Origin of the sequence: Blautia sp. NSJ-140 (assembly GCF_022868965.1) — a bacterium.
In the GTDB taxonomy this organism is placed as follows: Bacteria; Bacillota; Clostridia; order Lachnospirales; family Lachnospiraceae; genus Blautia_A.
The window spans coordinates 411,389-433,566 of record NZ_JALIFS010000001.1; the positions used below are offsets into that span (position 1 = coordinate 411,389).

A 22,178-nucleotide genomic window follows, 5' to 3' on the forward strand; every position below is an offset into this window, starting at 1 on the left:
AATATTCGCTGTACTCTGTTCCTGTGTAACAGAAATTCCAGAAAAAATAGCCCCACCGCATCCTCTGGGTGAGACTATTTCTATCTTCCTTCTCAGATCTTGGCAGCCTTGCGTCCGCAGCACTGTTTGTATTTCTTGCCGCTTCCGCATGGGCACGGATCATTCGGGTATACTTTATCTTCTTTTCGCTGAACCGGTTTCTTCGGGCCTGCGCTGTCATCTTTGTTTGTGCCGGTTACCTTAGCAACCTGCTCACGCTCGATCTTCTGCTCTACATGAACATGATACAGCATACGTACAGTGTCTTCCTGAATGGAGCTGATCATGCTGTTAAACATCTCAAATGCATTCATCTTGTACTCAACAACCGGATCTCTCTGGCCATATGCCATCAGACCGATACCCTGACGGAGCATTTCCATATCATCGATATGATCCATCCATTTGCTGTCGATGCATTTCAGAAGGACAACTCGCTCAAGCTCACGAAGCTGCTCCGGTTCCGGGAACTCAGCCTCTTTTGCTTCATAAAGCTTCACAGCCTCTTCCTTCACAATGTGCTTGATCTCGTCTTTTTTATGGCCTTTTACCTTCTCAGCGGTCAGCGGGTGGATCGGGATGATCGGAGTGATCGCAGTATTGAACTCATCAAGATCCCACTCAGAAGAATCCATATCATCGGAGAAGCACATGTCTGTCATGCTGTCTACGATATCTGTGATCATCTTGTAGATGGCATCACGCATATTCTCACCGTCAAGTACCTGGCGGCGCTCCTCGTAGATGATCTCTCTCTGCTCATTGTTAACCTGGTCATAGTCGAGAAGATTTTTACGGATACCGAAGTTGTTGAACTCGATCTTCTCCTGGGCTTTCTCGATGGCATTGGAAAGCATCTTGTGCTCAATCTGCTCATTCTCCTCAACACCAAGGGATGTGAACACCTTCATCAATCTCTCGGAACCGAACAGACGCATCAGATCATCCTCAAGGGAAATGTAGAAACGGGATTCACCCGGATCTCCCTGTCGTCCGGAACGTCCACGGAGCTGGTTATCGATACGTCTTGACTCATGACGCTCGGTACCGATGATCTTCAAACCGCCGGCCTCTCTTGCCACATCATCAAGCTTGATATCGGTACCACGACCTGCCATGTTGGTCGCGATGGTAACGGCATCTGCCTGTCCTGCCTGAGCTACGATCTCAGCCTCAAGCTCATGGAACTTGGCATTCAATACGTTGTGCGGGATTCCCTCTCTCTTCAGCATTCTGCTGAGAAGCTCGGAAGTCTCGATGGTGATCGTACCAACCAATACCGGCTGATGTTTTGCGTGAGCTTCCTTAACTGCCTCTACAACAGCGTTGAATTTCTCTTTCTTTGTCATGTAAACGGCATCGTCAAGGTCTTTACGCTGTACCACGCGGTTGGTCGGGATCTCTACAACGTCCATGCCGTAGATATCACGGAACTCTTTTTCCTCGGTAAGAGCTGTACCTGTCATACCGCCTTTTTTGTCATATTTGTTGAAAAAGTTCTGGAAGGTAATGGTTGCAAGAGTCTTACTCTCTCTTTTAACCTTCACATGCTCTTTCGCCTCGATCGCCTGATGAAGACCATCGGAGTAACGACGGCCCGGCATGATACGTCCGGTAAACTCATCAACGATAAGGATCTCGTCATCTTTTACAACATAATCCTGATCCTTATGCATCAGATTATGTGCACGAAGTGCAAGGATGATGTTGTGCTGGATTTCCAGGTTTTCCGGATCTGCCAGGTTCTCGATATTAAAGAATTTCTCAACCTTCTTGATACCCTGCTCGGTAAGGTTGACGATCTTGTCCTTCTCATTTACGACGAAGTCACCGGTCTCGATAACCTCCTCACCCATGATGGCTGCCATCTTGGTCATTTCATGGCTGGCCTCACCACGCTCCAGCTGCTGTGCAAGGATATCGCACACTTCATAAAGCTTGGTGGACTTGCCGCTCTGTCCGGAAATGATCAGAGGTGTACGTGCCTCATCGATCAGGACAGAGTCGATCTCATCGATGATACAGTAGTGAAGATCTCTCTGAACAAGCTGTTCTTTATAGATGACCATGTTGTCACGAAGATAATCAAATCCAAGTTCGTTGTTTGTTACGTATGTGATATCACATCCGTATGCTGCACGGCGCTCTTCCGGCTTCATGTCGTTAAGTACCACGCCTACGGTCAGGCCAAGGAACTCGTGAACCTTACCCATCCACTCGGCATCTCGTTTTGCCAGGTAGTCGTTGACGGTTACGATGTGGACACCTTTTCCCTCAAGGGCATTCAGGTATGCAGGAAGTGTAGAAACAAGAGTTTTACCTTCACCTGTTTTCATCTCGGCGATACGGCCCTGGTGAAGGATGATACCACCGATGATCTGTACCCGGTAATGCTCCATTCCAAGTACACGTTTGGCTGCCTCACGTACGGTGGCAAATGCTTCCGGAAGAAGATCATCCAGTGTTGCACCTTCTGCAAGACGTTTCTTATATTCTCTTGTCTTGTCTCGTAACTGCTCATCAGTAAGCTGCTGCATCTGAGACTGATAGCTCTCGGTTTTTTCAACCAGCGGCATGATACGTTTTACTTCACGCTGGCTGCGGGTTCCAAATACTTTTGAAAAAACATTCATGTTTCTGCTCCAATCATTTTATTCGAATAAGACTGCTGTCTCTGATCTGTCCAATTTGGGATCATTCCAGTTCTCTGTTGATATCCGTTATACTGGATCACATATGGTATATATTCTACCACTTTCCTGTTATAAAAACAATGAACAATTATTTAACAAATCATGTCAGGAACAACAGAAAATATCCCGCATAGGATCCTATTTTCGAGGACCCCGCGGGATATTACAGATCTTATTTCCTTACTTTTGCATTTTTTACACTGCTCCAGGTACCATAATATGCCTTTCCGTTTACTTTTTTGCAGGAACGGATACGAACATAGCAGGTGCTTCCCTTTTTCAAACCGGAAAGTGTTCGGGTCAGTGCACTGGTAGACACTGTCCTGGACCCTCTCATGGACCTTGATGCCGCATACTGGATCTGATAGCTGGAAGCGCCAGCTGCTTTTTTCCAGCGGACAGTCAGCTTCCCGGAAGCCTTGCTGGACGGTTTGTACTGCACCGGAGCTGTCAGGCGGACGATCCTGCTGCCGTTTTTGTTATAAGCACTTAAAGCAGAGCCTTTGTATGCGCGGACTGTATAGGTATACATGGTTCCTGCTTTTACTGATCCGTCTGTGTAGACCAGCGTATTGCTTCCGCTTATGGTAGCGATATTGACCCACTTGCTGCTGTTTCCGGTCCTTCGATATATCTTATAGCCGGAAGCATTTGCAGCTTTTTTCCATTTGAAGATGATGCCGGCAGGGCTGTTGGAAGTACCGGATAGCCCGGGAGTGGTAAGCTTTACAGTTGTCAAGGCCGCGGACCGGAACTGGTATACGGCTGACTGTACTTCGTCAGTCTTTTCCCATGCAGATTTCTGATAAACATACTTCTGAAAAAAGATATACATGTTATAAGTTGCGGCTTTATTTATTCCTTTGGCAGATCCGATCCGCCATGTAGTATTCTTCCTGTTATCGGTTGGATTTGGTGAAGTACTCCAGTAAACCGGCACCCACTTCACGTCTCCAGGCCCGGGATTTGAATTTGTAGTTCCCGCGCCGGTCACGGTAAAATTATAATATTTATTCGGAGTAAATTCCAGCGGAGAATCCAGACCTCTTACAAAACTTTCTTTGACATCCGGTATAAAAGGTGTATAGGTTGGTGTCGGCGTCACATCATATTTCGGACGGGTCCCCCCGTAATTCAGCTTTAATTTTTTCAGTCTGCTGGTTCTTCCATCTGAACCCAGTATCTTAAGATACAGATCAAATTCTTTCTCTGTATCCAGATTCTTAAGATATATCACAAAGCTTCTGTTTGCAGTAACCAACACACGAGAGTTTCCCGTATCAATCCTCGGAACATCAGATGTTCCGTCCTTTTTTCTCGCTGCAGCTTTGTAGTAACAGGCTCCGTTTGCATCAACTTGCAGTGTCACGTTTACAGAACTGCGGCTTACCCATTTTTCTCCGGTCCATTTTACGTTTATTTTGGGCACCGGTGTTGGTGTCACTGTCGGTTTCTGGATCTCTGTCGGCTCAGGATTCGCTGTCGGTGTCACTGTCGGCTCCGGATCCGCTGCCGGTGCCACCGTCAGCTCCGGATCTGACGTTGACGTAGCTTCTGCGGTTTCTTCTTCCATACTGTCTCCGGCTTCCTCAGGTATCAGTTCTGTCAATAATACTTCCGGATCATCCTCACTGGAGATTTCTTCTGAAACTCCTTCCTCAGCTTCGCCGAAAGCATCCTCGCTGTTCTCCGCATTTTCCGTATTTTCCACATCTTCCATGATTACACCGGAAGAGTTATCCACAGTTCCCTCAGAAATATCCTCACTGTCTTCTGCAGGCTGCCCGGTCTCTCCCATAAGCTCTGTAGTTTCCTCTGCGGAAAACATCTCCTGGCTGTCAGCAGCATTTTCTACGATTTCTGCATCACCGCTGCCAAACTCTGCAGCCATACCGGTTGCCGGAAGCACCGTCACACAAAGCGCGGCACTTAAAAAAAGCGCCAGAACTTTTTTCTTCATTTACCTTCCTCCTTTTCTCCATGTGTTACATATTTATTATATCAAGGAGATATTCGCACTCTACACAATATTATTTTTCAGAAAGTGAGGCTGACTGAAACTTGTACTGTACAGACTGTATCTTATCCGTAGACTGCCATTTGGAAGCTTCTTTTTCATTTCCCCTTCCTCCTTTCGCATATGTCTTCATTATATAGTTCTCCCCTATTGCTTGCAACAGAAAAGAAGTCTGATTTTGTTGTGACATAAAAGACTCCGGAAACCTGCCGATTTCTCACACAGATTCCCGGAGCCTTCCATTCAATATTCAGTTGTAATAATAGAATCCCCTATCAGAACTCTGGTTCGATCAGTCCGTAAGTATTTCCTTTACGTTTATAAACTACGTTAACCTGCTCTGTCTCAGCATTAAAGAATACGAAGAAATTATGTCCGAGAAGTTCCATCTGTACGCATGCATCTTCCGGATACATTGGTTTGATCCCGAATTTTTTGGTACGGATGATCTTAACTTCCTCATCCTCTTCATAATCCTTATCAAGGTATGCCTTCTGGAAGTTTGTGGATTCCTGCTGCTTGTCAACGATCTTGTTCTTGTATTTACGAAGCTGACGCTCAATTACCTCTTCAACCAGATCGATGGATACATACATATCATTGCTTACCTGCTCGGAACGGATAATACTACCTTTCACAGGGATCGTTACCTCGATCTTCTGGCGATCCTTCTCAACGCTTAAGGTTACTGAAATCTCAGTTTCAGGAGTGAAATACCTTTCAAGTTTACCAAGCTTGTCCTCAACAGCTGTTTTAAGTCCTTCTGTTACTGCTATATTCTTTCCACTAATAATAAATTTCATGACTTCCATCCCCTTTGCTGTTTTATGTTGCTATTATAACATATTAAATTGAATTTTAACATCACTTTTCAAAAATTTCATAAATTTTTTCCAAATTTATTCGATATATTCCTTCAAAATGTTTTTTTTGTCGTGAATGCGCAACTATTAGAGTATTTCAGCTAATTAATTCATTACAAATTTATGTCTGTACACCAGTGCCAGAAGATTGATGGGACAAAAGCTTCTGCTTCACTATTTGTGTATACTATTTCATTTTTGCCAGAGCTTCAAAGGATATGCTTCCGCCAAAAATATCCAAAGCACTGCCAACAGTTACATCCAATCTGCCCTGCCCTGCTTTTCGAAGTTCTTCAATATCTGCCATAGAACCCACACCGCCTGCATAGGTCACCGGATGAGCTGCATACTGTCCCAGAAGCTTTGCAAGCTCTGTTTCCACACCTCGGGCCTTTCCTTCCACATCCACTGCATGGACCAGAAATTCGTCGCAGAAGCTTCCGAGTCTTTCCATCAGCTCCGATGTCACGATCTCTTCTGTAAACTTCTGCCATCGATCTGTGACAATATAATATTTGCCATCTTTTTTGCGGCAGCTCAGATCAAGTACAAGATGTTCTTTCCCTGCTGCATCACGGATTTCCTCCAGATTTTCCCAGGATATCACTCCGTTTTTAAACACATAGGAAGTTACGATCACGTGGCTGGCACCAGCCTCCAGATATTCTGCCGCATTCTCCGGGCAGATGCCACCTCCGATCTGAAGCCCTCCGGGATATTTTCCCAGAGCCAGAAGTGCCTGGGCTTTCGTTGCTTCGTAGTTCGGAGAATCCTTTCCGTTCAGAAGGATCACATGACCGCCCTTTAACCCTGCCTTCTTATAAAGCTCTGCATAGAATGCCGCATCCTGCTCTGACACAAAATTTTCTGCCGCCTGATCTCCCTGATCATTCAGGCTTCCTCCTACGATCTGTTTTACCTTTCCGTTATGTATATCAATGCATGGTCTGAATTTCATAATCCTGTCCTCCGTTTTCTTTCCATGCACTGATAATAGCATCTGAAACAGTTTTATGCAATGCTGTGGTAAAATATCTGTTATCTTCCTTCTACCGCATTTCCCACTGCGTTTCCGATATCATCCACTGCATTACCTACGCCGTCTCCAAGGTCCTTTACACTGTCACCCAGCTCACCGGATACCGTTCCGTCATTTTCGTTTCTGTCAGCATCCGCAGCTTCGGATGCTGCTGTCCCGTTATTTTCATTTCCTGCAGGCGTCACGGTAATATTTCCATCGGACATCTCATTGTTATCCGTGCCGGAATCTTTAGTATGCTCTCCATTGTCCTTCACACCGTCATTGTCTGCTTTTTCTTCCATGGTTTCATCTTCTGCGGCAGTATTTTCGTTTGTATCTTTTTCATCCACTGTTTCATCCGCATTGTTTACCTCTGTGCCGCAGGCTGTAAATGTACACAGAGACAGGGTAAGCAAAGTACCAAAAAGAATCGCCTTCCATTTTTTCATATGATCTTCTCCTTTTTCTGAAAAATTCTGTATTCCTAATATGGCACTTTTTCCGCTATCCTATTCTGGGAAAAATTTCAAAAATAGTGTAGAGCGGACATTCGTTTTTCGTTCCACTGCATGCTCATGAATGAAATCGCCCACAATTTCATCAAAAAAAAACGAGGTCCGATTTTACACGAACCTCGTCTGTATTACCTGTATTTTATTCTGTTGTGGCTCAATCTGTCAGGATCAGCCGATCACGTCACTCATATCATAACGTCCTGCCGGTTTGCCGGCAAGGAATTTGGCTGCTTCTACAGCACCTTTTCCAAAAATAGCCTTGGAATATGCAGTATGCTTGAACTCGATCACTTCGTCCTGACCTGCAAAAATTATCTCATGCTCACCTACGATAGTTCCGCCGCGAACTGCGGAGATACCAATCTCCTTATCATCGCGTTTTTCACGTTTCTGGCTGCGGTCATATACATAATGATACTGGTTATCCATAGCCTCATTAATGCTGTCTGCCAGCGCAAGTGCAGTACCACTCGGTGCGTCTAATTTCAGGCGGTGATGTTTCTCTACAATCTCCATATCAAAGCCTGCAGCTGCAAGAACCCTGGCTGCGTCCTGAACCAGCTTCAGAAGTGTGTTGATACCAAGAGACATGTTTGCGGATTTCAGCACTGCTACCTTTCGGGATGTTTCTTCAACTTTTGCAAGCTGCTCCTGGCTTAAGCCGGTACTGCACAGAACAACCGGGATCTGGCGTGCCGCGCTGTACTCAAGAAGCTTGTCTGTTGCCTTTGCGGAAGAAAAATCAATGATCGCATCTGCCTCTACCTGACATGCGTCAATATCGGTGAATACCGGATAGCTGTTTTTTCCCTGATCTGCAATATCAATACCTGCTACGATCTCAGCATCCGGATCTTTCTCCACAATGTCGCTGATGACCTGGCCCATATGTCCGTTGCAGCCGTGCATGATGATTTTTACCATAGTATATTCTCCTTTACCTTTCGCTTACAGTCAGATCATTTAGCAAGCTTAAGGCCGAATTTCTCGATCTCTTTTGCAAGAGCCGTCTTTGTGTCCTCTTCCATCTCACAGAGTGGCATACGAAGAGGTCCTACGTTCATTCCCATAAGATTCATAGCTGTCTTAACAGGAATCGGATTTACTTCACTGAACAGTGCATTGATCAGTGGAAGAGCTTTCAGCTGATCCTCTGTTGCTCCCTTGGTGTCGCCGTCGAAATATTTCATGACCATGTCATGTGTAAACTTCGGTGCAACGTTGGAAAGCACGGAGATAACTCCAAGTCCGCCAAGAGAAAGAATCGGAAGTACCTGATCATCATTTCCGGAGTAAAGCTCAAGCTGTCCGTCTGCCAGAGACATCATTTTGGCGATCTGGGAAAGATCTCCTGTTGCTTCCTTGATTCCGACAATGTTCTTTACATTCTTTGCAAGGTAAGCTGCTGTAGCCGGCTGGATGTTGCAGCCTGTACGGCTCGGTACGTTGTACATGATGAGCGGAGTTTCCGGAACTGCATTGGCAATTGCTGTGTAGTGAGCGATAAGACCCTTCTGTGTAGCCTTGTTATAGTAAGGTGTTACAATAAGAAGAGCGTCTGCGCCATAGGAAGCTGCTTCCTTGGACATCATGATCGCTGTCTCTGTACAATTGGAACCTGTTCCTGCGATAACAGGCACACGTTTGTTAACTTTATCAATTGTGAACTTAATTGTCTGAAGATGCTCTCCGTGTGTCAGAGTAGAAGATTCTCCTGTTGTTCCACAGATAACGATGGCGTCTGTGCTGTTCGCGATCTGATCCTCAAGGATCTCCTCAAGTTTCTCAAAATTCACCTTACCGTCTTCGTGCATAGGTGTTACGATTGCAACGCCTGTTCCTTTAAAAATTGCCATTTGTCTTCCTCCTTCTTTCTTCTGTGAAATATTGCTTATTCCCGTTCCTGGTCAGTCAGCTCTGTTGTTATCGTGGTAATACTATCCACATAGGGCTTCAAAGCATCCGGAAGCCAGCGTCCGGTCATAATTATATGCATACTTTCATCCTTCTGCTTAAGCATATCGATGATCGTCTCAACTGGAGCGATTCCTTTATCCATAAGCCCGAGGATCTCATCCAACAGCAGGAAATCACACTCTCTGGTAGCAATTACCTTCCGTGCAAAATTAAGGCCATTGAGAATATTGGTTCTCTCTTCTGCCTTTTCCTGCTCGCTCAGGTCATTATAGCAGGTGTCCATTTTTTCGAAACGGAAAATCTTGAAATCAAAATTATCCAGTTCCTCAAGGAAATCCAGTTCTCTGCGTTCCCTGCCTTTGAGGAACTGTATGATGATCACACTTCTTCCCTGTGCGGCAAAGCGCAGCCCCTGGCCTACAGCCAGAGTTGTCTTTCCTTTCCCGTTCCCACAATAAACCTCTGTTATTTCTCTTTCCATGATTTTTCCTCTTACTGTTAGTAAAACCGGTAATTCCCCATTTTTATGATTTTTTTTATATTACCGCAGATTGGCTGGAAATGCAAGTGTTACCTTAATGTTCTCACCACTATTCCAAAATATATCCAATGTTACTCAACATATTCCAATTTACTTACCGAAACTTCATAGGCAATCCTTTTTTCTGTCTCGTTTTCACTAATCCGTTTCATGTACTCCCTGCTCTGGATCCTGCCCCAGATCAGTACATGCCCGCCTACTTCAAAAGCAGAAGCATATCTGGCATTTCTTCCCCAGCATATACATGGTATGTAATCGGATTTTCCGTAAGGTCGATTGACTGCCATCAGAAGATCTGCGATCTCTCTTCCCAACGGTGTTTTTCTGTATACAGGCGGTTTACAGATATATCCGTCCAGAAAGATCTGATTAACCGGCACAGTTTCTTCTTCCTCCCCCACAAACTTCACTTCCCGGGCAAAAACTGAAAGCACAAGCCGGTTTCTCTTTTCTTCATGACGGTTATAGGATCGGAACTGTCCGTGGATCTCGATATATTCTCCCACATAATCCTGTGTGATATCGATCAGCCGCTCAGACACCATCACCGGGATCCTGTCCTCCGAATCGCTGAGACGTTTTACCAGGATATCCATCATGTAAAATCCTTCTCCAAAGACCTGATGGCTGAAAGTAAACCCCGTAGCGATCCGTCCCATAACGGATACCTGATTGTTTTCAATAATTTTATCTGCCATAATAAGTAGCTCTCCTTCCTCTTCGTGTATTTCGTCTATATCAATCTATGTGCATTTGCGGTATAATATGCCTGAAAAATGAAAAACCAAAAATATTTTTTTATGTCTTGTAATCTCACCAAAATGTGATAGACTATAAATTTGGACATCATTTTTAACAAAAAAGATTACTTATATATGGAAAGAAAGGATTTGGATTATATGAAGACCAAGCGTGAAGATGTTCGTAACGTGGCCATTATCGCCCATGTCGATCACGGTAAAACAACACTTGTTGACGAGCTTTTGAAACAGAGCGGTGTTTTCCGTGAAAACCAGGAAGTCCAGGAACGTGTCATGGACTCCAACGATATTGAGCGTGAGCGCGGCATTACGATTCTCTCCAAAAACACCGCAGTTCATTATAAGGATGTAAAAATCAATATCATCGATACTCCAGGTCATGCGGACTTCGGCGGCGAGGTAGAGCGTGTGCTGAAGATGGTAGACGGCGTTATTCTTCTTGTGGACGCCTTCGAGGGTGCCATGCCTCAGACTAAATTTGTACTTCGTAAAGCTCTCGAACTGAACCTGCATGTTATTGTCTGCATCAATAAGATCGACCGTCCGGAAGCACGTCCGGAGGAGGTTGTCGACGAAGTTCTGGAACTTCTCATGGACCTGGACGCATCTGACGAGCAGCTGGACTGCCCGTTCCTGTATGCCTCCGCAAAGGCCGGCTACGCAGTTCGTAACCTTGATGATAAGCCTGAGAATATGGCTCCTCTTTTTGAGACTATCCTTGATGCGATCCCTGCTCCTGAGGGAGATCCGGACGGAGATACACAGGTTCTTATCAGCACCATCGACTACAATGAATATGTAGGCCGTATCGGTGTCGGTAAGGTTGAGCGCGGAACTATTTCCGTAAACCAGGAGCTGATGCTTCTGAACCATCATGACCCGGACAAGCACGAGCGTGTGAAAATCAGCAAGCTGTATGAGTTTGACGGTCTGAACAAGGTTGAGGTTAAGAGTGCCACCATCGGTGCTATTGTTGCAATCTCCGGTATTGCGGACATCCACATCGGTGATACTCTCTGTGCAGGAGATAATCCGGAAGCAATTCCGTTCCAGAAGATCTCCGATCCGACAATCTCCATGAACTTCCTCGTAAATGACAGCCCTCTTGCAGGGCAGGAAGGTAAATACATTACTTCCCGTCACCTTCGTGACCGTCTCTACCGTGAGCTGAACACCGATGTCAGCCTTCGTGTGGAAGACACAGACACAACCGAGTGCTTCAAGGTTTCCGGACGTGGTGAGCTTCATCTCTCCGTTCTTATCGAGAATATGCGCCGTGAAGGATACGAGTTTGCAGTCAGCAAACCGGAGGTACTTTATCACACAGATGATCGCGGACGTAAGCTTGAGCCGATCGAGATCGCATATGTTGACGTTCCGGAGGAATTTTCCGGTACTATCATCCAGAAGCTCAGCGAGCGTAAGGGTGAACTTCAGGGTATGAGCACAGCAAGCGACGGAAGTGTACGTCTCGAATTCTCCATCCCTTCCCGTGGACTGATCGGATTCCGTAATGAATTCCTTACCTCCACCAAGGGTACCGGTATCCTGAATACCATGTTTGACGGATATGCACCATACAAGGGAGACTTCCCGTACCGTAAACAGGGTTCACTCATCGCATTCGAGGCAGGCGAAACTGTTACCTACGGTCTTTTCTCTGCTCAGGAACGTGGTACTCTCTTTGTCGGACCTGGCGAGAAGGTTTACAGCGGTATGGTCATCGGACAGAACGGAAAGGCTGAGGACATCGAACTGAATGTCTGCAAGACCAAGCACCTTACCAACACTCGTTCCTCTTCCGCTGACGATGCACTGAAGCTTGTTCCGCCAAAGATCTTAAGTCTTGAGCAGGCCATTGAGTTCATCGACCAGGATGAGCTTCTTGAGGTAACACCGACAAGCCTTCGTATCCGTAAACGTATTCTGGACTCCAGAGACAGAAAACGTGCCGCATTCCGTAAGAGCTGATAGGTTTTGACTGCTATAGTTACGGTTCACCGGTAATATTTCGCATCAACCACATTTATACAACTGCCATATGGGAAGCATTTCCCGTATGGCAGTTTTTTTCTGCCGGAAATTCCGTTTTCTGCCGGAAAATCCGAATAGTTTTTGCTTAATTATTCTGAAATTTTTAACAATTTCAAGTTTTTTTATTTCTTATGATTCTATACTTTACCATGGTATGATATTTTTGTTAATTATTTGTCAAAATTCCCCTTTATTTTTGTTAATTATTTATCGAATCCGCTATTGACGTCTGAAATTACTTGAATTATAATGTCTACATGATCGTTTGACAAAAGTTTAACGTTAATATTTTAACTGCATGCTGCGTTTTATCTTTTGCCCGCCCTTCATATGTATGCATGTTTTTTGTCAGTGCTGACAATTTTTTAACATGTTTTTTATGCACAATGCTGAATTTCAAAAATTTTTTTTAAGGTTTTTCCAGTAATTCAGCGTTCTGCAAAGTAAAATTTACAGTATTTTCCCACGATTTTCTGTTCGTCATTTTGCACATAGCGAAAAAATTCAGAATTTGCGTTTTTTTCAGAATTTTGATACTATATCAGTATCAAAGCAGAAAATTCAATCAGATTGAATCAACAACGAAACGCAGCGCGGGGACTTACAAAAACTCTGCAGCATCTGCCGGCAAAAAAAGGATAAGCCCGCAGAACCACAGACCATTATCATATGAAAACAGGAGGATTCCACATGGCAAAGAAAGAAACTATCCCTACCATCATCGACACTCCAGAAGCCCTGACCGCGAAAATGGCTGCAATGAAAGAAGCACAGAAGATCTTTGCTACCTACACACAGGAGCAGGTTGACAAGATTTTTAAGGCAGCTGCTACCGCCGCTGACAAGATGCGTATCCCACTTGCCAAGATGGCTGTTGAGGAAACAGGCATGGGCATCATGGAAGACAAGGTTATCAAGAACCATTACGCAGCAGAGTATGTTTACAATGCATATAAGAACACTAAAACATGTGGTGTTGTAGAAGAAGACAAGGCTTACGGACTCAAGAAGATCCTGGAACCTGTAGGACTGATTGCCGCAGTTATCCCTACAACCAACCCGACCTCCACAGCAATCTATAAATCTCTTATTTCCCTGAAAACCCGTAATGCGATCATCATCAGCCCGCATCCGCGTGCCAAGAAATCCACTATTGAAGCTGCAAAAGTTGTTCTGGAAGCAGCTGTTGCCGCAGGTGCGCCGGAAGGAATCATCGGATGGATCGATATCCCAAGCCTTGATCTTACCAACATGGTAATGCAGAACGCTGATATCATCCTCGCCACCGGTGGTCCCGGAATGGTCAAGGCAGCTTACTCCTCCGGTAAACCGGCTGTTGGTGTAGGACCCGGAAATACACCTGCCATTATTGATGACAGCGCAGATATCCGTCTTGCAGTTAACTCCATCATCCACTCCAAGACCTTTGACAATGGTATGATCTGTGCTTCCGAGCAGTCCGTAACTGTTCTGGAGAGCATTTATAAAGAAGTGAAGGAAGAGTTCCTTTACAGAGGATGCTACTTCCTTAAGAAAGACGAGATCGAGAAAGTCAGAAAGACCATCCTTATCAACGGCGCACTGAATGCCAAGATCGTAGGACAGAAGGCTGCTACCATTGCTGAAATGGCAGGCGTTACTGTACCGGCTGAGACCAAGATCCTGATCGGTGAGGTTGAATCCGTTGATATCAGCGAGGAATTCGCACACGAGAAGCTTTCCCCTGTACTTGCCATGTACAAGGCCAAGAATTTTGACGATGCTGTTGCAAAGGCTGAACAGCTTGTTGCAGACGGCGGCTATGGTCACACCTCTTCCCTCTACATCAACGTAAATGAAACAGAGAAGATGGATAAATTCGAGGCAGCTATGAAAACCTGCCGTATCCTTATCAATACTCCTTCTTCCCAGGGTGGTATCGGTGACCTTTACAACTTCAAGCTTGCTCCATCCCTTACTCTTGGCTGCGGTTCCTGGGGCGGTAACTCCGTATCCGAGAACGTTGGTGTCAAACACCTTCTCAATACCAAGACTGTTGCTGAAAGGAGAGAGAATATGCTCTGGATGAGAACACCGGAAAAGGTTTACTTTAAGAAGGGCTGTATGCCGGTTGCTCTTGATGAGCTCGGTACTGTTATGGGCAAGAAACGCTGCTTCATCGTAACAGACTCCTTCCTCTACAAGAATGGCTACACCAAACCGATCGAAGATAAACTGGATCAGATGGGCATCGTTCATACATGCTTCTCTGATGTAGCTCCTGACCCGTCTCTCGCTTCCGCCAAAGCCGGTGCCAAGGCTATGACAGCCTTTGAGCCGGACTGCATCATCGCTCTTGGCGGCGGTTCCGCAATGGATGCCGGCAAGGTTATGTGGATGCTTTATGAGAATCCGGACGCTGACTTCTCCGATATGTCCATGGACTTCATGGATATCCGTAAGAGAGTTTATACCTTCCCGAAGATGGGCAAAAAAGCTTACTTCGTAGCGATCCCGACCTCTTCCGGTACAGGCTCCGAGGTTACTCCTTTCGCCATCATCACAGATCAGGATACCGGCGTTAAATGGCCACTGGCTGATTACGAGCTTCTCCCGGATATGGCAATCGTAGATACCAACAACATGATGAGCGCACCGAAGGGACTTACCCGTGCTTCCGGTATCGACGTTATGACACATGCCATTGAGGCTTATGTTTCTATGATGGCTTCCGATTACACCGATGGTCTTGCACTGAAAGCGATCAAGCTTGTATTTGAGTATCTGCCGCGAGCATATAAAGATGGCAATGACGTAGAGGCCAGAGATCATATGGCTAACGCTTCCTGCATGGCAGGTCTTGCATTCGCCAATGCATTCCTCGGCGTTAACCACTCTCTTGCTCACAAGCTCGGTGCTTTCCATCACCTGCCACACGGTATCGCAAACGCAGTTGTTCTTCTGGATGTTATGCGTTACAACAGTGCTGAGGTTCCGACTAAGATGGGTACCTTCCCACAGTATCAGTATCCGAAGACACTTGCACGCTACGCTGAGATCGGACGTTCTGTAGGTCTTACAGGCAAGAACGATGCAGAAGTATTCGAAAAACTTCTTGCTAAACTGGATGAGCTTATGAGAACTATCGAGATCCTGCCGACGATTCGTGATTACGGCGTAGATGAGAAGTATTTCCTGGAAACTCTGGATGAGATGTCCGAGCAGGCCTTCAATGACCAGTGTACCGGTGCCAACCCGAGATATCCGCTTGTATCCGAGCTGAAAGATATCTATCTGAAAGCTTACTACGGAGAAATGCCAAATAAAGAAAAGAAAAAAGCCAAATAAATGTGGAACATCCTTTTAATGAAACACAGCCGGGAGTCTATTCACTCCCGGCTACGTTTCATTTGCTTATTCCCTCTTGCAAAAGATCCCCGATACATGTCTGCATGAACAGACTGTACCGGGGATCTTTTATTCAACTGCTTTGTGATGATCGTTTATTTATTTCAAGCCATACTCTGCTGCAAGTTTATTAAATTCAGGAAGAGAATTCACAATTGTCTCATAGGATACACAATATGCAAGTCTCACATAACCGGGGCATGCGAAGGAGCTTCCCGGTACCATAAGGATGTTATATTTCTTACTGGCTTCACAGAAGGCTTTTTCGTCTTCAACCGGAGATTTTACAAAGAGATAGAAGGCACCCTGTGGTTTGATGCACTCAAATCCGCATTCTTTCAGGCCATTATAAAGTGCCTGACGATTTTTATCATAAGCTGCAAGATCAGTCTTGGCATCTACACATTTTGCAACTACCTTCTGGATCAGGGACGGTGCATTTACACAGCCAAGTGTACGGTTTGCAATGGTTGCTGCTGAGATCAGCTCTTCGCTTCCGTCTGCCTCATCAGGGATCACCAGATATCCGATACGTTCACCCGGAAGTGAAAGAGATTTGCTGTAGGAATAGCCTACAACAGTATTATTATAATATTTCGTCAGGTATGGGACCTCCACGCCATCATAAGCCAGCTCACGGTATGGCTCATCGGAGATCAGGTAGATCACGGTTCCAAACTCTTTCTGTTTTGCTTCCAGGATTGCGGAAAGTTTTTTGATCGTTTCTTCTGAATATACAACTCCGGTAGGATTATGTGGGGTATTTACGATAACCGCTCTTGTCTTCGGTGTGATTCTTTGCTCAAATTCAGCAAGGTTTGGCTGGAAGGTTGTGGTATCCGGAGAAACTTCCACAAGGATACCATCATAATTACGGACATATGCACCGTATTCCAGAAAATATGGTGCAAAAACAATCACCTCTTCTCCAGGGTTCAGGATTGTTTTCAGGATCACATTCAGTCCGCTTGCAGCACCGACGGTCATGATCAGATTCTTTGCGGAAAATTTCGTATCGAAACGTCTGTTGAGGGATTCTGCGATGGTCTGGCGTACATCCTCAAATCCTGCGTTGCTCATATATCCATGAAGAACTGTCGGATCAGTAGTGTTTACAAGCTCAATAATTGCTTCGCGGACGCTGTCCGGTGCCGGTACACTTGGATTTCCGAGGCTGAAGTCAAAAACCTTATCTGCGCCATATTTCGCACGGAGGCGATTTCCTTCCTCAAACATCATACGGATGGCGGAATTATTTTTTACGTAGGGTTTCATTTTTTCTGATATCATTTTGTATATTCTCCTTTTATCCGATTTTACAGGGTTCCAAATCATTATTTCTACCATAGTCAGAATCTGTCATACTGTCTACAATTTTACCCCGTCTTGCTTCAGCGTGTCAATACTTTGTCCAGGTAAAGTGTTTCATATTTTCCTATCTTCAGGACAATCTAGTGTACCTGTTTGTCTTCCGGTTTCGTTCGCACGATCCACACTGACAGCGTACTTCCCACCAGCGCGATCACGAATCCGGCCAGAACATCTGTCGGATAATGGACGCCAAGATACAGTCTGGAAAATGCCACCAGTGCTGCCAGGACTACTGCCGGGATTCCGAATTTCTTAGGAAGCATCCGGAGCATTACCAGAGCAACGGCAAAGGATGCTGTGGTGTGACCTGACGGAAAAGAGAAATCCTTCGGTTTTGTGATCATGGGGATCAGCGCTTCGATTTCCGCAAAAGGCCTTGGTCTTGCCACTATATTTTTGAGAAGCAGGTTGGTAACGATTGCCCCGAAGATCAGGGACAAGGCTGCCGCATAGCCTGTTTTTCTTGTCTTTGGGACAGCAAGAAGAACAACTGCACAGAGAATCCAGAACCATCCTCCGTTTCCCAGAAATGTAACAGATTTCATAAATGGTGTCAGCATATCCGTTCTTAAATATTGCTGGATCAGAAGAAGGATTTCTCCGTCCAGCTGTTGTATTGACTGTAAAATATTCATATACCTCTTACTGATCAGACGATACCGCAATCTGCTTTGCCAGCTGTTCATAGCCATGCAGCTGCCCGGCAGTTTACCTGGTCAAATCAGTTTCTCCTCTTTCTTTATTTTTCAGCAGACAGAGCAGCTTTCTTTTATATCTCTACATCTGCAGCTGTCTGATTTACCTCTTATCTATTATACTGTATTTTTCTTGATTTTCTAATAACAAAAACTAAATATTTATAAATTAACTAAATAACTGTCACTGTTCACTCCGTTCTCAGTAACACGCTTCGCGATGCACAGAATTTATGCTGATCGCATAAATTCGCGCAGTATGTCTCGGGTTTTCTGTGACCTACTTCAATTACGAATATCCACTTGTCCATCAAAAAACGTCTCTGTGCTGTCAAAACACTGCACAGAGACGTCTCCTTCCCGTTACTTAAAACCTTCGTAACTGTTCAGTACCCTCGTGGGATATTACGTTCTGAACAGCTGCAAACTTTCTATATAAACTTTTCTTTTTCTTTCAGGATGACTGCGCTTTACGCTCCGCGCTCTGCCTCCCGCTCCTTATAATGATGTGCCTCCTCCAGCATCATATCTTTCACCTTCATCAGTCGGATCTGAGTACTTCTCTCATTCTCATCCAGCTTCATGGTGATGTATTTAATGTTTGCCCGGGCTTCCGGTATGATGACATGCTCCAGGGCATTTACACGACGTCTTGTTTTTTCGATCTCGGAAGCCATAAGCTGACAGGCCTTTTCCACTTCTGCCAGACGAAGCATATCCGGCAGGATGTCTGCCAAAGATTTTACCGCTCCGTCCAGATCACTGGATGTAAAAGCAAAGCCATAGGAATAGATATCGTTGGCATCCGGTGTTCTTGTTTTGTATTCAAAAACAGGAATATCCACACTCATAACATTCTTTTTTCCGGTTTCCAGATAAACTTCCTGCTTGGGAGCCATCAGTGCCGTATTCAGCGTTTCCTCCGACATTCCAGCTTTTGCAATGACAAAATTGGTGTTGGCACTTCGGATACCGGCTTCTACTTTTTTTCGCAGCTCCATATTCTCCCGTACCAGATCCAGGAACTGTCTCATCAGCTCGTCCCGCTTATCCTTCAGAAGCTTGTGGCCACGTACTGCAGTCACCAGCTTCTTTTTCTGCTTCGTAAGCTCCATACGGGTAGGATTCACCTGTGTTGATGCCACAAATCATCCCCCCTTTATACTTTTCCGTAATACTGATCAAGGAATTTGTCATCGATACGTTTCAGCTCGCTTCTCGGAAGAATGGAAAGCAGCTTCCAGCCGATGGCCAGTGTTTCCTCAATATCACGGTTAGCCTGATAGCCCTGGGAAACATATTCCTTCTCGAAAGCATCCGCAAATTTTGCATAGATCAGGTCAATGTCGGAGAGAGCTGCCTCACCAAGAATGGTCATCAGCTCTTTGGCCTCTTTACCACGAGCATATGCGGCAAACAGCTGGTTCATGGTGTTAGCATGGTCTGCTCTTGTCTTGCCTTCACCGATACCCTTATCCTTCAGTCGTGACAGAGACGGAAGAACATCAATGGGCGGTGTGATTCCCTTACGGTAAAGCTCACGGCTCAGGATGATCTGTCCCTCTGTGATGTAACCGGTAAGATCCGGGATTGGATGGGTCTTATCATCCTCAGGCATAGTCAGGATCGGAACCATGGTGATACTTCCTGATTTTCCTTTCTGACGGCCTGCACGTTCATAAAGAGAAGCAAGATCTGTGTACATATATCCGGGATATCCACGACGTCCCGGAACCTCCTTACGAGCTGCTGAAACCTCACGGAGAGCATCCGCATAGTTTGTGATATCCGTAAGGATTACCAATACGTGCATGTTTTTTTCGAAGGCAAGATATTCCGCTGCTGTCAGTGCCATTCGCGGAGTAGCGATACGCTCAACAGCCGGGTCATTCGCCAGGTTCACAAAGAGAACAGTACGATCTATAGCTCCGGTTTCCTTAAAGCTCTCTACAAAGAAGTTTGACTCCTCAAAAGTAATACCCATGGCTGCAAATACAACGGCAAATTGCTCATCTTTTCCGCGAACCTTCGCCTGTCTTGCGATCTGTGCCGCAAGCTGTGCATGGGGAAGACCGGATGCAGAGAAGATCGGAAGTTTCTGTCCACGTACCAGAGTATTCAGTCCGTCAATCGCAGATACACCCGTCTGGATAAACTCCTCCGGATAGCTTCTGGCCGCCGGATTCATGGGAAGTCCGTTGATATCTCTTCTTTCCTCCGGAAGGATCTCCGGGCCGTCATCAATGGGACGTCCCAGCCCGTCAAAAACACGGCCCAGCATATCGCCGGATACACCAAGCTCCATGCTCCGTCCCAGGAAACGTACCTTGCTGTTGGAAAGATTGATACCTGTGGAGCTCTCAAACAGCTGCACCAGTGCATTGCTTCCGTCGATTTCCAGAACACGGCATCTTCTTGTTTCGCCATCGGCAAGCTCGATCTCACCAAGTTCGTCAAATGCCACATCTTCAACGCCCCGTACCAGCATCAAAGGGCCGGCAACTTCCTGTATGGTCCTATATTCTTTTGGCATTTTACAGGCCCTCCTTTCCCAGAAGTTCTGCAGTTTCTGCTGCCAGCTGGCGGGTTACCTTCTCATATTCCGCTGCCAGCTGATCTTCTTTTGTATATTTGTAACGGCCGATCTGCTCACGTACCGGCAGTTTTACGATATCATTGATATCTGCACCCTGTTTCAGCGCATCCAGGCCTGCATCATAGAATGCAAGTACCAGGCGCATCATGTTGTGCTGTTTTTCCAGAGATGTGTAGGTGTCGATCTCGTGGAAAGAGTTCTGGTGGAGGAAATCCTCTCGGATGGAACGGGCTGCTTCCATTTTCAGGCGGTCACCCGGAGAAAGCGCATCCATACCTACCATCTTTACGATTTCTTCCAACTCTGCCTCTTCCTGAAGAAGGGTCATCATTCTCTGGCGGAGCTTCATCCAGTCATTGGCCACATTTTCGTCAAACCATCCGCCAACGCTGTCCAGATACAGAGAATAGCTGGTCAGCCAGTTGATCGCCGGGAAATGACGTTTATATGCAAGGTTTGCGTCCAGTCCCCAGAATACCTTTACGATTCGAAGTGTCGCCTGGGAAACCGGCTCAGAGATATCACCACCTGGAGGAGATACGGCGCCGATTGCTGTCAGGGCACCCTCCCTTCCGTCTTTTCCACTGCAGATCACATGTCCGGCACGCTCATAGAACTGTGCAAGACGGGAACCAAGATATGCAGGATAACCTTCCTCACCTGGCATCTCCTCCAGTCGTCCGGACATCTCACGGAGAGCCTCTGCCCATCTGGAAGTGGAATCTGCCATCAATGCTACGGAGTATCCCATATCACGGAAATACTCCGCAATGGTAATACCCGTATAAATAGAAGCCTCACGTGCCGCAACAGGCATGTCTGAGGTGTTTGCGATCAGAACGGTACGCTCCATCAGAGACTGGCCTGTTTTCGGGTCTTTCAGCTCCGGGAACTCGTTCAGAACATCTGTCATCTCATTTCCACGCTCACCGCAGCCGATATAAACTACGATATCTGCCTCTGCCCATTTTGCAAGCTGATGCTGGATAACGGTCTTGCCGCTTCCGAACGGGCCAGGAACTGCTGCCACACCACCCTTAGCGATTGGGAACATGGTGTCAATAACACGCTGACCGGTTACCAGAGGTTTGGCCGGCGGAAGTTTTTTCTTATATGGACGGCCACGTCGTACCGGCCAGTGCTGCATCAGTGTCAGTTCTTTATCTCCATCTGCTGTGGAAAGAACTGCAACGGTCTCGTCCACGGTGAACTCACCGGATCTGATTTCTTTCAGAGTGCCCTTCATATTGGGTGGTACCATGATCTTCTGTGTAACAACGATAGTCTCCTGAACGGTTCCGAGAACATCGCCACCTTCCAGCTCATCTCCCACTTTCGCAACCGGGACGAAATTCCATTTTTTGTCCCGCTTCAGCGCAGGTACCTCAACACCTCGTTTTAGGTTGTTGCTGCCTGCTACTTTCATGATGTCGTCCAGCGGACGCTGGATTCCATCGTAAATACTTGTGATAAGGCCAGGTCCCAGTTCCACAGAAAGGGGAACTTCCATAGACTCTACCGGTTCTCCCGGGCGAAGTCCTGAAGTCTCCTCATATACCTGTATGGAAGCCTCATCTTCATGCATCTCAATAATCTCACCGATCAGACGCTGGCTGCTTACACGAACCACGTCATACATATTCGCATCTCGCATACCTTTGGCAATTACCAGCGGTCCTGCTACCTTTTTAATGGTTCCTCTGCTCATCTGAACCAATCACCTGCTTT

At 46.0% G+C, this 22,178-nt stretch carries 16 protein-coding genes; 2 read left to right on the plus strand and 14 right to left on the minus strand.

The features are described from left to right. Positions 1-92 precede the first annotated feature (92 nt). The 9 genes from secA to MUB50_RS01900 all read right to left on the minus strand — a co-directional run bounded on the left by secA (position 93) and on the right by MUB50_RS01900 (position 10,304). On the minus strand, positions 93-2,672 hold the full coding sequence (secA, locus tag MUB50_RS01860; RefSeq protein ID WP_092069768.1) for a preprotein translocase subunit SecA: 2,580 nt from the start codon (positions 2,670-2,672) through the stop codon (positions 93-95). A gap of 232 nt (positions 2,673-2,904) precedes the next feature. Further along, positions 2,905-4,692, minus strand: a complete 1,788-nt coding sequence (locus MUB50_RS01865) for a hypothetical protein (protein ID WP_244789885.1) — start codon at positions 4,690-4,692, stop codon at positions 2,905-2,907. 332 nt (positions 4,693-5,024) lie between these two features. Further along, positions 5,025-5,552 carry a ribosome hibernation-promoting factor, HPF/YfiA family gene (gene hpf / locus MUB50_RS01870; RefSeq protein ID WP_118512672.1) on the minus strand — a complete coding sequence of 176 codons (528 nt, stop codon included), beginning with the start codon at positions 5,550-5,552 and terminating at the stop codon, positions 5,025-5,027. 247 nt (positions 5,553-5,799) lie between these two features. Continuing rightward, positions 5,800-6,570: a phosphoribosylformimino-5-aminoimidazole carboxamide ribotide isomerase gene (gene hisA / locus MUB50_RS01875; RefSeq protein WP_118512673.1), complete on the minus strand. Its 771-nt coding sequence runs from the start codon at positions 6,568-6,570 to the stop codon at positions 5,800-5,802. 80 nt (positions 6,571-6,650) lie between these two features. Then, a complete protein-coding gene (locus MUB50_RS01880; RefSeq protein ID WP_244789883.1) occupies positions 6,651-7,082 on the minus strand; it encodes a hypothetical protein in 432 nt (143 codons plus the stop codon). 234 nt (positions 7,083-7,316) lie between these two features. Next, positions 7,317-8,072, minus strand: coding sequence for a 4-hydroxy-tetrahydrodipicolinate reductase (dapB, locus tag MUB50_RS01885; RefSeq protein WP_118512675.1), 756 nt, complete (start codon positions 8,070-8,072; stop codon positions 7,317-7,319). A gap of 35 nt (positions 8,073-8,107) precedes the next feature. After that, complete coding sequence (gene dapA, locus MUB50_RS01890; RefSeq protein ID WP_118512676.1) at positions 8,108-9,004, minus strand: 4-hydroxy-tetrahydrodipicolinate synthase; 897 nt, start codon at positions 9,002-9,004, stop codon at positions 8,108-8,110. A 35-nt stretch (positions 9,005-9,039) separates the two neighbouring features. Then, positions 9,040-9,546 carry a cob(I)yrinic acid a,c-diamide adenosyltransferase gene (locus tag MUB50_RS01895; protein WP_118512677.1) on the minus strand — a complete coding sequence of 169 codons (507 nt, stop codon included), beginning with the start codon at positions 9,544-9,546 and terminating at the stop codon, positions 9,040-9,042. A gap of 131 nt (positions 9,547-9,677) precedes the next feature. Then, the gene (locus tag MUB50_RS01900; RefSeq protein WP_015526248.1) at positions 9,678-10,304 is read right to left on the minus strand and encodes a single-stranded DNA-binding protein; all 627 of its coding nucleotides are present in this window, start codon (positions 10,302-10,304) and stop codon (positions 9,678-9,680) included. A 201-nt stretch (positions 10,305-10,505) separates the two neighbouring features. On the opposite strand from MUB50_RS01900, the gene typA reads away from it, so the two are divergent. Then, positions 10,506-12,338: a translational GTPase TypA gene (typA, locus tag MUB50_RS01905; protein WP_118512766.1), complete on the plus strand. Its 1,833-nt coding sequence runs from the start codon at positions 10,506-10,508 to the stop codon at positions 12,336-12,338. A gap of 753 nt (positions 12,339-13,091) precedes the next feature. Continuing rightward, on the plus strand, positions 13,092-15,728 hold the full coding sequence (adhE, locus tag MUB50_RS01910; RefSeq protein WP_244789881.1) for a bifunctional acetaldehyde-CoA/alcohol dehydrogenase: 2,637 nt from the start codon (positions 13,092-13,094) through the stop codon (positions 15,726-15,728). Between the two features lie 159 nt (positions 15,729-15,887). On the opposite strand, the gene MUB50_RS01915 is transcribed toward adhE, so the two are convergent. The 5 genes from MUB50_RS01915 to MUB50_RS01935 form a co-directional block, all read right to left on the minus strand. Further along, entirely contained in the window at positions 15,888-17,078 is a 1,191-nt protein-coding gene (locus tag MUB50_RS01915) for a pyridoxal phosphate-dependent aminotransferase (RefSeq protein WP_244789879.1), read from the minus strand. 161 nt (positions 17,079-17,239) lie between these two features. Further along, complete coding sequence (locus tag MUB50_RS01920) at positions 17,240-17,794, minus strand: phosphatase PAP2 family protein (RefSeq protein WP_118512680.1); 555 nt, start codon at positions 17,792-17,794, stop codon at positions 17,240-17,242. A 530-nt stretch (positions 17,795-18,324) separates the two neighbouring features. Further along, positions 18,325-18,999: a V-type ATP synthase subunit D gene (locus tag MUB50_RS01925; RefSeq protein ID WP_022427340.1), complete on the minus strand. Its 675-nt coding sequence runs from the start codon at positions 18,997-18,999 to the stop codon at positions 18,325-18,327. Between the two features lie 14 nt (positions 19,000-19,013). Continuing rightward, entirely contained in the window at positions 19,014-20,387 is a 1,374-nt protein-coding gene (locus MUB50_RS01930) for a V-type ATP synthase subunit B (protein ID WP_118512681.1), read from the minus strand. 1 nt (position 20,388) lies between these two features. Further along, positions 20,389-22,158 carry a V-type ATP synthase subunit A gene (locus MUB50_RS01935; protein WP_118512682.1) on the minus strand — a complete coding sequence of 590 codons (1,770 nt, stop codon included), beginning with the start codon at positions 22,156-22,158 and terminating at the stop codon, positions 20,389-20,391. Positions 22,159-22,178 lie beyond the last annotated feature (20 nt).